This is a genomic window from Pseudoalteromonas sp. HL-AS1 (assembly GCF_031198785.1).
Taxonomy (GTDB): domain Bacteria; phylum Pseudomonadota; class Gammaproteobacteria; order Enterobacterales; family Alteromonadaceae; genus Pseudoalteromonas; species Pseudoalteromonas distincta.
In genome coordinates this window covers 113,938-130,047 of sequence record NZ_CP133570.1, presented here as the reverse complement: position 1 = coordinate 130,047, position 16,110 = coordinate 113,938, and the positions used below count along the sequence as shown (strand labels likewise).

Sequence of the window (16,110 nt, the reverse complement as noted above, 5' to 3'; positions counted from 1 at the left end):
ACCTTCTAACTAGGAAATAGTTTAGAACGTGTAACGAGCACCTATTGAGTAACGAGGACCGTATTGATTAGCAAATAAGAACTGCTCTTCGTAACGTCCGTAGCCTTCTTCGGTTGCATTGTTTAAGTTTATGCCATCAAAAAATACCGTTACGTTTTCGTTTACATCGTAGTTAACGCTCATATCCCATTGGCCATACGCTTTAGCATATTGCGGAGGCGCATCAGCTGAACCTTGCGCTTGGCCTACACCAATTAGGTATGAGTCGCGCCATGCGTAAGTAATTTTCACTGATAGGCCGTCTTTTTCGTAAAAACCTTGAAAGTTAGCTGAGTCACTTAAGCCTGTAAGCGGTGCTTGTTGATCAAGGCTTTCGCTATTAAATTCAACGTCGCCATCTACAAACGTCGCGTTTACACCAACACCAAAACCGGTTTCACCAATTAAGTGCTGAACAGCAACTTCAAAACCATCTACCGATTTACTGTCGGTGTTTTGTGGTTGACTAATATTCCATGTAATTAGCGGATCGTCGCTGCTTGGCTCAATAACGCCATTTGCATTGCCGTAACCGCTGGCAATCATCTGTGCAAAAATAGCGTCGGTTGTTGCTTGCTCACCACGTGATTCAATATCGCTTACGGCTTGTAAGTAACGAGGGCCGTTTAAAATATCGTGCAAGCCATCAATAGTAGTTTGCGTAATGGTGGTTTGAATAAAGTTATCAACGTCTTTTTTAAAGTAACCAACAGATGCGTAGCTGCCTTCTGCGTAGTAATACTCAAGTGATAAATCAAGGTTTGTTGATTCAAACGGCAATAAGTTTGTATTACCTTGGCTACCTGTGCGAGAACCTGGTTTTGGGCTGCCTGTTAAGCTGCGGCCACCGGCTAAATTACCCAGTGGTGCACGCGACATTGTTTTACCCCAAGATACGCGGGCTACTACGTCTTCAGTTAAATCAACACTTACGTCGATTGAAGGCAGTAAAACATCATAATCACCTTGTTGCTCTAAGAAGTTATCATCGCCGCCAGCAGCGTATTGCATGATCCACTCAGAAGCACTGATCCAATTAACTTGATCTTCAACGCGTTGACGTACAGTACTGGTTACGTCTGTTTGCTCATAGCGTAGGCCTGCATTTACTTTTACGTAGTAGTTACTTACGTCAAATTCCCAGCTTGATTGAACATAAAAGCTATTAGTGATTTCTTCTACATAACTTTCGCTATCTATGCCATCCATATAGGCATTAGCTGCGTATGCATCGCCGCCTGTTACATCTGCTGTTAAATAAGCAATTTGGCGTGCAACAGCTTCATCGAAGTCATACGTGTAGTAGTAATTAGGTTGTAAGTCACTACCGCCGCCAGCAAATTGGTCTAAAAGACCCGATGTATCGTGACGGGTAAACATGCTATCTGGGAATATTTCTGTATACGACGGGTTAAAACCAGGGCCACCTACTAAACCACTCCATGCGGTATAGCCGCCGGTGTTTTGCTCAGTACGTGATGCGCCAAATTTAACTTTAACTAAACCAATGTCGTAGCTTTCGTTATACCACGTAGTATGTAGTTGTAACTGTTCAATGTTTGACTCACCCGGTGAGTGAGTAAACTGACTAAAGTTTGAGTCAATTTCGCCTGGTGTTAGTTCGCTTGTGCCGTTTAACCAGTTAACTTGAGCACTTGGAATATCGCCTGTGCGGTAATCGTAAATTTTATTAGCAAGCTGATCTGAGCCCAAAATCACTTGGCCGGTACTGCCTAGCCCGTCATCGGCGCCGTTGTCAGTCTCATTTTTAGAGTCGTGGTAATCAAGCTCTACGTGCCATGTGTCGTTAATTTCCCAATCAAGATTTAAACCAAGTGAGCGTGCTTTTACTTCTGTAGTACCTTTATTGGCTGTGAATGACGCATCGTTACCGCTAATATCAGCATAAACAGCTGTACCATTTTCATCTAGTTCGTAGCCATTAATATTGCTACCAAAGTCATTCCAAATACCCCAACCAATGCTCTGAGAACCTGTAACTGCTTTACTTGCAGTGTAATCAAGTGTTGCTACAAAGCCATCTACCGGTGCAAACTGAAAAGTAACTTGTCCGTTTGTACGTTCACGTTCTACATCTTCAATAGAGTAGTTCATGTCTTTAGGGAAGTAGTAGTTACCTGCAGGGTCTGTGCGGTTATCAACTACATTGCTGCTATCTAATTCAGGTAAGTCTACGTTTGCCTGCCAACCTTGAATATTGGCACTTTGTTTTTGAAAGTCACGCTCTTGGTGCGAAAATGAAAAACCAAAACCAAAAGTGTCATCTACAAAAGTATTGCTGTAAACAGTAGAAAACTCTGGTGTTACGTCATCGCCAGCTTCATTTGACGAGTCGTGATTTGCTTTAACGGTAGCTGAAAAGTTTTGACCCGGCTTTTGAAAAGGGCGCGCGGTAGAAATATTTACCGTTGCACCTAAGCCACCGCTTGGCACGTCTGCACGTGCTGTTTTAAATACTTCAAGCGCACTTACGCCCTCAGAGGCAACGTTTTCAAGATTATACGAGCGTGTATAACCTGTGCCTGGCATTTGGCGGCCATTTAAGGTTATTAAGTTAAACTCAGGACCAAAACCACGTACTGTAATTTGGCTACCTTCACCGTTTGCACGACTAACCGATACGCCGGTAATACGTTGTAATGATTCTGCTAAGTTGGTATCTGGGAATTTACCCATTTCTTCAGATGAAATGGCATCTACAATGCCAGAAGAGTCGCGTTTCATATCCATAGAACGGATAAGTGAACCACGAATACCTTTTACTTCAATAACTTCTACATCAGATGAAACGTTTGTTTGTGCTTCTGCCGCAATAGCTGTGTTTAATGTGCTCGCAGCAATGATGAGAGACACAGAAGCCGCAAGTTGGCTCTTTTTAAAATTGAATGTGTTCATAATAGCTCTGCTTTATAAAATGTTGTTCAAGAGAGAAGGTGCAGTGTAAGCACCTAGAATTTGTCAGTGAAATCTTAATTATGGGTTTGAAACTGTTACATTATCAACACGATATGTTGCGCCAGCCCCTTGGCCCCAATTAGGAAAAATCATTAATACATCTATTGCACTTACATCTAAACCGGCAGCTGATAAATCAGAAAGCGTATAAGTATATGTTTGCCATTCGTTTAAAACAGGGGCAATGCCTTCAACACTTTCAGTAAGTGCAAGCTCTACGGCAGAGTCACCTTCGTTTGACTCAACTTTGAAAAACCATGGGGCATCGGGTGTGCTTGGCATACTCGTAACTTTCATATCAAACGTAATTTGACCAACCGTTATGATAGCGCTTGCATCAAATGCCTCGCCGCTTCCACCAACAGATGCGCGGCTATTAAAGCCCATTACGGTAGGCGTATCATTTATTGTAAATTCTGCTGTTATACCATGCTCTTCATCATCCATTACTTCCACGGGTGTAGAGCCGCTACAGCAGTCCCACATTGGCCAATCAAGATTTTGGGTATCAGAGAACACATCAAGTTCTGGGAAATCTTGAGTTATTTTCACATCATCAACTCTATAAACAGCGCCGTTACCAGTTCCCCAAGTAGGGAAAATCATAACTACATCAATAGCGCTAATATCTAAGTTTGCTGCAACAAGATCGGTTAATTTAAATGTATATGTTTGCCATTGGCCTACAACAGGCGCAATACCTTCAACGCTTTGAGTAATAGGCAATTCGGCTGCAGTAGGGGCATCTCCTGCGCTTTCAAGCTTAACAACCCATGTAGAGTTTGCATCAGCAGGTGCGCTAGTTACTTTCATTTTAAATTGAAAATACCCTTGTGCTAACAGGGGGGTTGCATCAAAAGGGGAGGCTACACCCGCTTCATCGGTGATGTTTGCCGCCCTTGAAATAAACCCGTTTACTGTTGGGTTTTCACCAACACTAAATTCAACAGTATTACCTTGCTGTTCATCAACAACTACTGCAGGGGTTGAACCTCCGCAACAATCCCACGCAGGCCAATTAATATTAAAAGAATCACCAAATATGGTTAATGGAGTGACTCCTCCAGCTATAGGAACTGGTGCATCACCTTCAAGCAAGGCATCGTCTAAGCTGTTGTAACCTGGGCGAATGGTTTCACAACCTTTACCAGTATCTGGGTTCGATGCACATTGATAAACACGTACGTAATCAATAGCAAAGGTTTGGCCGTTTTCAAATGCGCTAGCATCTACACCTAAATCATTTACGTTTTCAGGCCAGTCGCCGCCTACTGCTAGGTTTAGCAATAAGTGAAAGTCTTTATCAAATGGTGCGCTATCCCAATGCGTTGTAAGTTCGCCAGAACCTTGTTCAAAGTATTCTGCAAACCAACCACGATGTTTTAAGCCCGCAGGCTCATTTTTGGAATTATATAAAACCTCAGATTGACGCTGAGTTGCATAAAGGTAACCATCTACGTACCAACGAATTTCGCCTTCTTGCCATTCAATAGCGTAGGTGTGAAAGTCATCTGCTGGGTTAGTATCTTCAGGGAATTTGTATTCTTGCCCTGTGTAGCTGTTATCTGGCCACGCGCGTCCGTAATGAAGAGTGCCGTGAATGCTTGACTCTATACCGCCGTCTTCATCCGGTGTTTTAAGATTTACTGATTCTAAAACATCTATTTCGCCAGAACGAGGCCAAGTGCCGTAAACTTCATCAGTTGGCAGCATCCAAAATGCTGGCCAGCTACCTTGTCCAGATGGAAGTTTGGCGCGCACTTCAAAGCGACCATACGTAAAGTCAGCGTTGTAACGCGTATTTAAGCGTGCTGAAGTGTAAGGTTTTTCTGCACCTTCTGTCGCTGGTAGGGCAACAATGTTTAACACACCGTCTGCAATAAATGCATTTTGCTCGCTATCGGTGTAACACTGTTTCTCGTTGTTACCACCGCCATCGCAGTTTAATTCATAGTTCCATTTGTTTGTATCAATGGCTGAGCCTTCAAACTCGTCGCTCCAAACCATTTGCCAATCTGATATTGGCTCAGAGGCATCTACATTTTCAAAATTTGATTTAGTGGCAGAGTCGCCACCACAGCCAGCTAACGTAACTAGAGAGATAGCGGCAAGTAAACGTGTAATGTGCGTTGTTTCAATGTTCATAACTGAACCCCGGTTTCAACAGATTATTGTCAGATTAATTGTTTTTCATACTGTAAGCGCTTACATTTTTGCATTGTGTTTTGTAAGCGCTTACAAATGATATTGTGCAGTGCGTTAATGGTCAACATATTTGTTTATTTTATTTACAATTAGTTTACGGTAAGACCAGTTTACCAATTGAGCTACTCATAAAAAATAACATTATATATTAATAGATTAATCTCATTTAAAAAGATTTTAAAGTGGTATTTTCAACTCTTTTTTTGACTGTGGTTGAAAGAATATATTAATTTTATAATTTGGTATGCATTATTAAACCTCTAAAAACTGGCTTTTTTTTAGGCAAGCCGGTTACAAATATTATCAGTTATTTGTTTTTAAATGGCATAACGAGTAATCCCCAAAGGGAGGCGTTTTGTTTTTGGTTTGGGTATTCTTTTAAACCAATATCGATGTCGTAATCTGCTTTTTTTGCTTCACTTTTGTAGCTACCAAATAATTTATCCCACCAAATTACACTAAAACCATAGTTTGAGTTAGTTTCATTAACTACTTGGCTATGGTGAATTCGATGCAATATTTGCGTCATTAATATAAGGCGTAGTGGCTTTTCAATGGCGTTTGGTAGGCGTATGTTTGCATGGTTAAACAAGGCGAGTCCATTTAACGCGATTTCAAATATAATTACGGCAATGGCGGGTACGCCAAGTGCAGTAACTGCAATGAGTTTTATAACTATGCTAAGCACAATTTCGATGGGGTGAAAGCGCAGGCCGGTACTGGTATCTACGTGCGCATCGGCGTGGTGTACGCGGTGTAAACGCCATAATAGTGGCACTTTATGAAACAATCTGTGCTGCCAATAAATGAGTATATCGAGCAGTACAAGGCTTAGCACTATGGTTACTATGCTAGGTATGGCTAGTTGGTTAAATAAGCCAATGCTGTGCTCTTGATTATAAAGTGCTACTGCGGTTAAACCAATAGGTACGGCTAAGCGCGCAATGATAGATGAGGCAAACACTAAGCCAAAATTTGCAAACCAGCGAGTGCTGCTTTTAATGGGCGATTGCCTTGCGGGCTGTCGCCATTCAAGCAGCATCATTATGACTAAAATGCTAAAAAAGCAACCGAGTCGCCACCAAACTTCGTTAGTCATTATTATTTATAACCTCATTGGCTTCTTGCTGTTTAAGTGTGTGGTAGCCGCCATGTATACGGGTAAATATGGTAATGGTACAGGCAAAAGCAAATATGCCAGCGAGGAGGGCAAAGTGCTGCGGCCAAATACAAAAGGCTATAAATAGCGCTATTGTTTCTGTGCCTTCGGTTAAACCATTTAAGTAGTAAAAGCTTTTATATTTAAATTGTGGTTTTTCGAGTTTAAACTTTTCAGCGGCTATGGCAAAGGCTAAAAAGCTTGAACCCGTGCCAATAAATGCAGCGAGTAATATAGTGCCTGCAATGGCGTTTTGTTCGGGGTTTGCCAAAATAAAGCCAAGCGGAATGGCCGCGTAAAATAAAAAGTCGAGTGTAATATCTAAAAAGCCGCCGGCGCTTGAACTTAAATTAGCATGGCGTGCTAGTGCGCCGTCAAGCCCATCTAAAATGCGATTTAAAGCAATGGCAGCTAATGCGCCGTACCACATTTCAAAAGCAAGTAATGGCACAGCGAGCAAGCCAATTAAAAAGCCAAATACTGTTAGCTGATCGGGTGTTATGCCGCATTTATGTATCAGCATTACCACAGGCTTTAACAGTGGTTTTATTACAGGGGTGATAAATTTATCTAACATAGGGTGCCTTGTGCGCTTAAAGTACAGTATTTAAGGTGAAAAGTTTACCGTTTGCAGCGTCGTAATCGCTATGATCGTGCGTTACCATAATGGCAGGCAGTTTATGCTGGCGTATTTGGCTAAACACCAGTTCACGGGTATCAACGCGCAGTTGCGTGTCGAGCTTACTAAAAGGCTCATCGAGTAAAATAGCTTTTGGCTCACTTAATAACAGTCGTAATAAGGCAACGCGTGCTTGTTGACCGCCCGACAAGCTATCGGGATGGCGATTGGCCATTCCTTTTAAACCAACTTGCTCAAGTGCGTGTGCTATTTTTTCAATGCGTTGTTTTTTGTCCCCTTTGGGCATAGCAAAAGCAATATTACCCGCCACACTTAAGTGCGAAAACAATAAAGCGTCTTGATACAGTACGCCAATATGGCGTAAATGCGTGGGTAAATCATTTATATTTTTACCATTAAGCCACACCTCTCCAGTGGCTTTAAAGCCACTGGGTAAAGTACCTGTAAGCCAATTTAATAAGCTTGATTTACCACTGCCCGATGGGCCCATAATTGTTAGAATTTCACCGCCATTAACTTGCTCGTTTAAGCTAAGTAGTCGCTCATTTTGGCGATAAAGCTGACAATTTTTAATCTGTAAAGATGACTGCATTAAAAAACCTTTAACTCAATACTGTTTAATATAGGTACTTTACACTCGTGCACTTTTAAAAAAGTACTTAGGTAAAACCCATGCCAGTATAAATCCAATAAGCGGGAGTGCCATTTGCATAATAGCGTATACGGCACTAGTGCGCCTACTTGCGCCATTTGCCAGGGTAACGGCTTCGGTTGTTATGGTGGCTATACGCCCGCCACCGGCTAAAAGAGTTGGTAAGTATTGGCCAAAACTGATCGCTAACCCCAATGCGGCTGCAATTAAAATAGGTGCAAATAACTGCGGTAATTTCACCTTAAAAAACACTTTGCTAGGCGCTGCGCCCAAACTTGCTGCAACGCGCGCAAAGCGAGAGTCTAACCGCCTATAACTGATCGCGAGTGACAAAAATACGTAAGGCAAAACAAACAGTAAATGGGTAAACACCACATTAAAAAACGCGGCTTGGTTATTTACCCATTGTTGTATCCATACTAGGCCAAACAAAAAGGCAATACTGGGTACTAATAGCGGTAAGTAAATAATTAAACTGGTAAAGCGAGAGATGGGTTTGTCGCTTAACTGCTCCGACTCTAAACACAATAAAGTAACCGTAATGGCAAATACCGTTGTTACTAAACCAATAGCTAGGGTATTAAAAAGCGGGTTGCTCATTTGCATTAATGCACTGTTAAAATGCAGTAGTGTAAATTGCTCAGGGAGTGCATCGGGAAAGCGCCAAAAGCCGGCAACCGACCACAAAATAAGGGCAATTAGCGAGAGTAAAATAAAACCGATCACTAAAGCAGTGAGTATTACCGTTAGCTTTTGCCAATAAAATCCGCCGTATTCGCGCACTCCGTTAGTGAGTGAATCGCTAAATAATACTTTTATCGCTTTTTCGCCGCCAAGCCAAAGCGCAAGTAGCCCACCCGTGAGTGCCAGTTGTAGCAAAGCACCGGCTGAGGCTTTAATACGTAAGTTTAAATCGACATCGTTAAACCAATGCATAATAGCTACCGCTAATGTTGGCGGTGTATTTGGGCCTAAAATAAGTGGCATTTCTACACTGGCGCTGGCATAAGCGAGCACAGCTAAAATAGGTAAACGCAGCTGTGGGTAAAGGCTAGGGAGTATTACTTTAAAAAAGGCGGTCATGGGGCAGTAACCCAAATTAAGCGCAACTTTATGTTGCTGGCGTAATTTTTTGCCAAGCTCAGGCTGCGCCAGTACGCCTAGTGCCATTAATAACAAAAATGGCAGTTCTTTAAGCGTTAACCCTAAAATTATACTAATGCCGAATGAGTCATGCGGAAATAGGCCGTTTGGTGCAAGTTCCCACCCGCTTAACCAAGGCGATATAATTCGCGAAATCATGCCTGAAGGGGCAATTAAAAAACCTACCGCAATAGCCGCTGCAGCGTGTGGGATCACTAAAATAGGGCTCAGTAAACGCTGAATGCGGTTAAGCCAAGGGCTGTTAAAAAAAGCGGCTAAAATCATCAAAGTAATAATAAAAGCAAGTAAGGTACTTATTAAACCGGTGCCAATACTTAGCATAGCCATATTTACTAGGCCGGGTGTTTGCCAAAGCATGGTAAAGCCTTGCAAGCCAAATGTAGTTTGATCAAGTGCAGGGGCATAACCAAAGGCGGGTAGTAACACACTAATTAAGCCGCCAAGTACGGGTAAAATAAGTAAAACGAGTAAAAAGCGTGGGCTTAATTTTACTATTTTACTAAACATATCATGGCTTTTACGGGCGTGAGGCCCATGGCTTGTCGCCACTTTATTGCTAACAACATTCATTGGCTTACCCCATAGCGAGTTTGCCAGCCTTGCATTATGGCATTTACCCAGCTTGGGTGTGGCTCGCTCAATGTGCGCTTAATACTGTTAAAAGGCAGTGCGCTTGGGTGCGGTTTAGCTGTTTTAAACAAGGCTTGTTGCTCAGGCGTTAGCCTTGATTGAATAAGTACGCTTTTATCGCCCCATATATGCGCTTTTTGCTTTTGAGCTTGCGCCTCTGGGCTTAATAAAAAGTTAGCGACTAATTGCGCACTTTGCGGGTGGCTTGCATTGTAAGGAATAGCCACAAAGTGAGTATTACTTAAACTGCCATCAGCCATTGCATAGCTGCGAATGCTTTTTGGTAAATCGTAGCGTTTAACGGCTGCGGGCACTTCGGGTGCTGAAAAGGTAAAGGCAATACTTAGCTCGGTATCGTCTACTAAACGGCGCATTTGCGCGCCACTTTGCATAAAGTGCGTGCCACCACGCCAAAGCGTAGGGTGTAGCTTATTTAAAAAGTTCCACAATGGGGTTAATACTTGTGCTGTGTTGTTAGCGGTAGCCGCTTGGTTTAACTGCGCTTTAATATTTTCGCTGCTTTGCTGATGCAGTATTACTAAGGCGTATTTTAAAAAGCTCATCCCTAAAAAATCAGGCGGCTTTGGGTAGCTAAAGCGCCCCGGGTTTTGTGTGCTCCAGTTTAATAATTCGTTTAATGTAGTAGGGAGTTTATTGTTTGTTTGTTCATTTATTGCAAGGCTGTCGTAATAAAAGGTGAGCGATGCTTGCCCCCACGGTGCTTCCATACCGTTTGTGGGTATGCCAAAGTCAAAATTAACTGCAGGGTTATTAGCGGGATCTGTGTATGCAAAGTGTGGCAGTTTATTTGCCCACTGTTTTAACAACAATGCGTGCTCGCTCATAGTGGCAAAGTTAGCGCCGTTTATCCATACCAGATCAACACTGCCTTGGTCATTATTATGTGCTGATTTTTCGGCCAACACACGGCTTACTGCTTCGCTGGTGTCGCTGAGCTTTACATGCACTAAGTTAATATTATATTTAGTTTTAACTTGCTGGGCAGCCCATTGAATATAGGCATTTATTTGCGCGTCGCCGCCCCAGGCATAAAAGTACACGCTTTGGTTATTACCAAGCGTTTCAATATTTTCCCAGCGAGTGAGTCGTTCTTTACTCATATTATGAGCGCTGTTATTAGCAAAAGTACTTAAGCTTGTTATTAAGCAAACGCAAAACGCGACACAGTAAACACTGTATCGCGTAGTTGTTTGCCAAAACTTACTGGCGTGCATTTAAATCCCAGCTGTAGTCTAAAAATTTTACTTTCATGTCATTATTTTTAAGCGCTTTTTGCTGAGCGGGTACTAGTTTAAGTGCATCGCTATATTGCAAAAAAAACTGCTGTAAGGTATTTGCCCCGTTAAAGCCTTGTTCAAAGTCATCACCGTACCACTTAAATATAGAGGAGATATTTAGCGTATTTTCCTGCGCAAAATTACGTGTTGTATCAGATAAAAAACGCACCGTTTGCTGTTGCAATTGGCTCTCTAGTTCAGTAGCTGTGAATGCCTCCCCGCGCAGCGCAGGGCAACCAATACTTGCACAATTTACAGCAAAATGAATGCGTGGATCGTTATATTTACCGCTGCCACGAATTAAACCGTGCTCTATGTCATCAAGGCTGCGAGTTTTACCAAGTAGTGGCACAAACGCTTTGCTCCATGGTGAGCTAAAAAAGCTGCCTAAGTCTTTAATTGACTTAATATCAGGGTATTTAGTTAATATAAGTTCAACAGTCCACGCATTATAAGCATTGATTAAAAAAGCGAGTTGCTTAGGCTTTTCCCACGCGTAAAACTCGTTTTGTGTTACAGCACTTAACGAATCTAAATATGTTTTTAGCTGTGCATGCTCACGTTTTATGGCTGCGTAATCAACCTCTGTGCTGTGATTATGGTTAATTGCTACAACATGCTTATTTAGCAAGGCATTCCAGCTATCGTGCAGGTTATTAGTCGTGCTTTGCGCTTGGCTTGCAAGCGACGTTGCAAGTAACGCTACACTTAATAATAAAGGCTTTAATGTTGTGTTAAACATATTAGCCTCGACGCCACGTATGATATTTTTCGAGCATGTTAAGTACTTTTTCAGGCGCATGCGCGCGTTTCCACTCACCTGCAGCGTATTTGTTGCCTTCAGCCCAAGTAGGATAACTGTGTATAGTACCCAGTATTTTATTAAGGCCTAAACCGTGTTTCATGGCCAGTACAAATTCAGCAATTAAATCACCCGCGTGTTCAGAGACCACAGTTACACCGAGTATTTTGTCTTTGCCTTTAGGGGTAATGACTTTTATAAAGCCTTTTGTGGCGCTGTCGGTAATTGCGCGGTCTAGCTCTTCAAACTCAAAACGAGTGATTTCAAAATCGATACCTTTATCAATTGCATCTTGCTCGTTTAAGCCCACACGTGCCACTTCTGGGTCAATAAAGGTGGTCCATGGAATAACGCGGTAATCTACTTTAAACTTTTTAAGGTTACCAAATAAGCCGTTTACTGCTGCGTACCAACCCTGATGAGCCGCTACGTGCGTAAATTGATAAGGGCCAACAATATCGCCTGCGGCAAAAATATTAGGGTATAGCGTTTCTAGGTATTCGTTAGTGACTATTGTACGGTTTGTTTCTATGCCTAGCGCTTCAAGGCCGTAACCTTTAAGGCGGGCACTGCGGCCAACAGCGCATAGCAGTTCGTCGTATTCAATAGCAATTTCTTCATTATTGCCTTCGTTAAGGCGTTTAACAATAATGAACTTTTTACCATCGCGCGCTTCACAGCGTAATGCCTGATGCGAGGTTAAAATGTTTACGCCGCTTTCGCTCAACGCTTCATGAGCAAAGGTAGACACTTCAACGTCTTCTTTGATCATGATGCGCTCCGCCATTTCAATTTGCGTAACGCTTGAACCTAAACGTGCAAAGCTTTGTGCTAATTCGCTACCAATTGGGCCACCACCAAGTACTACAAGCTTTTTAGGTGCCTCATCGAGCGCTGCAAATTTATCCCATAAAGTATCGCTTGTTACATAACCGGTTTCTTCTATACCGGGCAGTGGCGGTACAAATGGGCGTGCGCCAGTGGCAATAACAATAGTACGCGCAGTTAATGTTTGCGTGCCGCCATCGTTAAGTTTAATTTCTACCGTCCACGGGTCGATTAATTTGCCGTAGCCTTTTACTACGTCTACGCCTAAATTAGTGTAGCGCTCTATGCTGTCGTGCGGTGCTATATCGGCAATTACTTTATGAACACGCGCCATTACTTTTTTAAACGAAAACTGCGGTGTCATGTTTTCTAGGCCGTAGTGTTCACCGTGGCGAATTTGCTCTGCAATTTTAGCGCTTTTAATTATCGCTTTACTTGGAACACAGCCGTAGTTTAAACAGTCGCCGCCCATTTCGCCCGCTTCAATAAGGGTTACTTTTGCTTTAACAGCAGCGGCAATATAGCTTGTTACCAAACCACCAGCACCAGCACCAATAACAATCATGTTACGGTCGAAACTTTTAGGTTTAGTATAGCTTTTGTATACACGACGTTTTTTAAACACGTTTAAGATCCCTTTAGCAATAAATGGGAATACGCCCAATAAAGCGAATGATAAAATTAAGTCCAACGATAAAATGCCCGATAAACTCTCTATTTGAGCAAGCTGCGTACCGGCATTAACAAATACAAATGTACCGGCTAGCATACCCACTTGGCTTACCCAGTAAAAAGTCCATGACTTGATGGCTGTTACGCCCATTAACAAGTTGATTAAAAAGAACGGAAACACCGGCACTAAACGCAACGTAAATAAGTAAAAGCCGCCTTCTTTTTCAACGCCTGCATCAATGGCTGCTAAACGATCAGGAAAGCGCTTTTTAATGGTGTCGCGCAATAAGTAACGTGATACTAAAAAGGCCAATGTAGCACCTATGGTTGATGCAAACGATGCAACCAATAAGCCTTCAACTAAGCCAAATAAAGCACCCGCTGCCAGTGTTAAAATAGCCGCGCCCGGTAAAGACAATGCAGTAACCACCACATACAATAAAAAGAATCCGCCAATTATTAATAGCGGAGATTGCGCTTTATATTGGCTAAACTGATCCATCGAGCCTTTTAAGCCCTCAAGCGTAAGTAGTTGGTGCAAATCAAAATGAAAGAACAGGCCGATGGCGACCGCTGCAATTAATAACAAAAGTATTTTTTTAATCATGTTCTCTCTCTTTCAAACTTGTCTTTAAAAATTATGCGTAAGCGTCAGCTTGGCGTTTATTGGTAATTCAGGAAAAGCCAAGGTTGCACCAAAATAACCGCCTTCAAATACAGGGCGCCAATTTTTTTGATTGGTAACGTTGTTTACATCTAAGCGTAACTTGGTGCTAGGCGTAAAAGCATAGCTAGTATTTACGTTTAATGTGTACTGATCGCGAATATGTACGGTTGCCAAAAAGTCTAATGGGTAACTCTTTGTATATAGACCTGAAAAACCCGTTTGCCATTTCGAATTAATTGAATAATTTCCGTTAAAGCTAAAAGATTGCTCTGGAATGCCTTGAACTTGGCTACTTGAAGGCGCAAATGCGGTAAAACTAGGAGCGCCCACACTGGTGCCTGCAATAATATCAGGGCGTGAGTTGTCAAATGCATCGGCTACTTGGGCAGAATCTTGACTACTTGCAGAATTATCGTAGCGGGCGTCAATGTAGCTATAGCCTGCGCTTAACCAATACGGGTAGGCATCGTAAAATACTTGGCTTTCAAAACCTGTGGTGCGAATACCGGTATTACTGCCATCGCGGTTACGTAAACTACGGCGTTGACTAAATATTGCGCCATCAGCGTACCAATCGCTATTGGTTGGTGCGTATTTTAAACCGAATTCAACTAAGGTATTTTCGGTTGAAAAGTTTTGCGCGCTAATCGTGTTATCACCACCAAGAGACGTACCGCCAGCCATACTATTTGATGTGGCTTCGTTGTAACTTGCTGCACCATAAGTGGTGTAATCACCGTTTAATCGGTAATTAAAGCTTATTTGCCCCGAATGTAGTTTATCGTTAATGCTATCGCTCGCTGCAATTTCACCCTCTGGTGCTATTGGGTCGTGCGCGTCTACGTCATAAAAATCTATGCGGTAGCCAACACTTGTATGAAATTTATCTGTCCAATCTGAATCTTGCTGAATAGCAAAACCCGTTTGCCATGAGCGCGAATCGGTAGTGTCTGATAAGTTAAAGTCGCCGCTGCCATCGTTATTAATATCGTACTGACCACCAGGGGATACAAATACACCTGGACTAATTTCAATTAAACGCGCTTGTTGTGCATCAGTTAAAGGAATGCGGCGATTTGAAATTGGGCCAGTTAAATCAATAGGTAAGTCGGCTTCTGTTGTAAATTGGCTGTAGCCTAGCACGCGGTTGTAACGCACATCAAAAGCAAAAATTGTTTGCTGATCGCTATTCCAAAGGTAGGTAAGCTCGGTACGGTTTTGCGCGGTATCGGCACCATCTATAATTTCAACAAAGCTATTTTGTGCAATTTCTTCGCGTTGTAAGTGCTGAAAATACGTAATGTTTTTTATTGATGCGTTGTTTGAAAGTTCACGCTTATAAATACTGTGTAGTAAATAAGTAGTGGCTTCGTTTTGATTGTCAGGGTCGGTAAGTACTGTACTACGGTCTATTTTTACTTGCCCAGTAGGTGAAACAATAGAACCTGCTGCGGGTACTGTACTGCCATTGGCTTGCACGCCTTGGCCGGTAATATAAAGGCCATCATCAATTAAGGCTTGAGTAGGGCGGTTAATACCTGCGTTATCGGTAAATTCAACTTGGTATAACTCAAAGTTAATATCCCAGCTGCTCTTGTCATCAGGTAACACCCTAAGTGCTGCAAATAGGCTGTCGCTTTTCGTGCCCGAAAAGTCGTAGTAACTGCCGTTATCAATGTGTTCAGCGCTTACTCTAAAACCTACTTTGTCTTTTACTATAGGTGCACTGTAATCAACTAAAACGCTGTACTGATCCCATCGTCCTGCAGATACCGTTGCTTTGCCTTTACTGTCGTCAGTTGATGCTTTTTTAGAATGTAAGTTTACAAAACCACCGTTGCGTTGGCTTGAGCCAAATAATACCGGTGGCGCGCCTTTTACTACATCTATTTGTTCTATAGAGTTGAACGATAACGGCACGCCAAAGCCATTATTACCTGCTTGGCGGCGTGTACCATCTTGGAAAAGCTCACCTAGTTGCCCACGAATAGTAGGTAAACTTGGTGCCCCAAAACCACTGGCTGAATAGGTATTAGGGCTGACTGCAAGTACGTCTTGTAAAGTCGTAATATTGAGTTGTTCTATTAACTCGCTTGAAATTGGTGTTACTGATCGGGCTATATCTCGTAGAGCTAAGTTGTCGCCAAAAGGGCCGTCTACAGTGGCATTTTTAACCGAAAGACCTTGAGATTTGATAACTTGGCCTGCCACCTGAATACGCTCAATTGCGCCTTCTTTTGCTGTTTTTGATTCTCCGGCTGCAAAAGCATTAAGTGGTGTATTTAATATGGTGGCTAGGGAAAGTGCTAAATATGCGAGTTTCAAACGTTTTCTCTCTACGGTTAAAATGTTGTTGGCGATAAAGACCGAAAGGATTA

10 protein-coding genes are annotated in these 16,110 nt (G+C 42.4%); all 10 read right to left on the bottom strand.

The features are described from left to right. Window positions 1-21 precede the first annotated feature (21 nt). Window positions 22-2,955: a TonB-dependent receptor gene (locus tag RB214_RS17595; RefSeq protein WP_309169314.1), complete on the bottom strand. Its 2,934-nt coding sequence runs from the start codon at window positions 2,953-2,955 to the stop codon at window positions 22-24. Window positions 2,956-3,033: 78 nt separating this feature from the next. After that, window positions 3,034-5,160: a family 16 glycosylhydrolase gene (locus RB214_RS17590; protein ID WP_309169313.1), complete on the bottom strand. Its 2,127-nt coding sequence runs from the start codon at window positions 5,158-5,160 to the stop codon at window positions 3,034-3,036. Between the two features lie 367 nt (window positions 5,161-5,527). Next, on the bottom strand, window positions 5,528-6,319 hold the full coding sequence (locus tag RB214_RS17585; RefSeq protein WP_309169312.1) for a sterol desaturase family protein: 792 nt from the start codon (window positions 6,317-6,319) through the stop codon (window positions 5,528-5,530). After that, a complete protein-coding gene (locus tag RB214_RS17580) occupies window positions 6,312-6,956 on the bottom strand; it encodes a CDP-alcohol phosphatidyltransferase family protein (RefSeq protein WP_309169311.1) in 645 nt (214 codons plus the stop codon). Before RB214_RS17580 ends, RB214_RS17585 begins: the two co-directional genes overlap by 8 nt. A gap of 16 nt (window positions 6,957-6,972) precedes the next feature. Then, the gene (locus RB214_RS17575) at window positions 6,973-7,611 is read right to left on the bottom strand and encodes an ATP-binding cassette domain-containing protein (RefSeq protein WP_208835075.1); all 639 of its coding nucleotides are present in this window, start codon (window positions 7,609-7,611) and stop codon (window positions 6,973-6,975) included. A 39-nt stretch (window positions 7,612-7,650) separates the two neighbouring features. Then, the gene (locus RB214_RS17570; RefSeq protein ID WP_309169310.1) at window positions 7,651-9,405 is read right to left on the bottom strand and encodes an ABC transporter permease subunit; all 1,755 of its coding nucleotides are present in this window, start codon (window positions 9,403-9,405) and stop codon (window positions 7,651-7,653) included. Next, complete coding sequence (locus tag RB214_RS17565; protein WP_309169309.1) at window positions 9,402-10,700, bottom strand: ABC transporter substrate-binding protein; 1,299 nt, start codon at window positions 10,698-10,700, stop codon at window positions 9,402-9,404. The genes RB214_RS17570 and RB214_RS17565 overlap by 4 nt, the downstream gene beginning before the upstream one ends. Continuing rightward, window positions 10,687-11,505: a DUF547 domain-containing protein gene (locus tag RB214_RS17560; protein WP_309169308.1), complete on the bottom strand. Its 819-nt coding sequence runs from the start codon at window positions 11,503-11,505 to the stop codon at window positions 10,687-10,689. Before RB214_RS17560 ends, RB214_RS17565 begins: the two co-directional genes overlap by 14 nt. A gap of 1 nt (window position 11,506) precedes the next feature. Beyond that, complete coding sequence (locus tag RB214_RS17555) at window positions 11,507-13,672, bottom strand: FAD-dependent oxidoreductase (protein WP_309169307.1); 2,166 nt, start codon at window positions 13,670-13,672, stop codon at window positions 11,507-11,509. 24 nt (window positions 13,673-13,696) lie between these two features. After that, a complete protein-coding gene (locus tag RB214_RS17550) occupies window positions 13,697-16,057 on the bottom strand; it encodes a TonB-dependent receptor domain-containing protein (RefSeq protein ID WP_309169306.1) in 2,361 nt (786 codons plus the stop codon). Window positions 16,058-16,110: the final 53 nt, after the last annotated feature.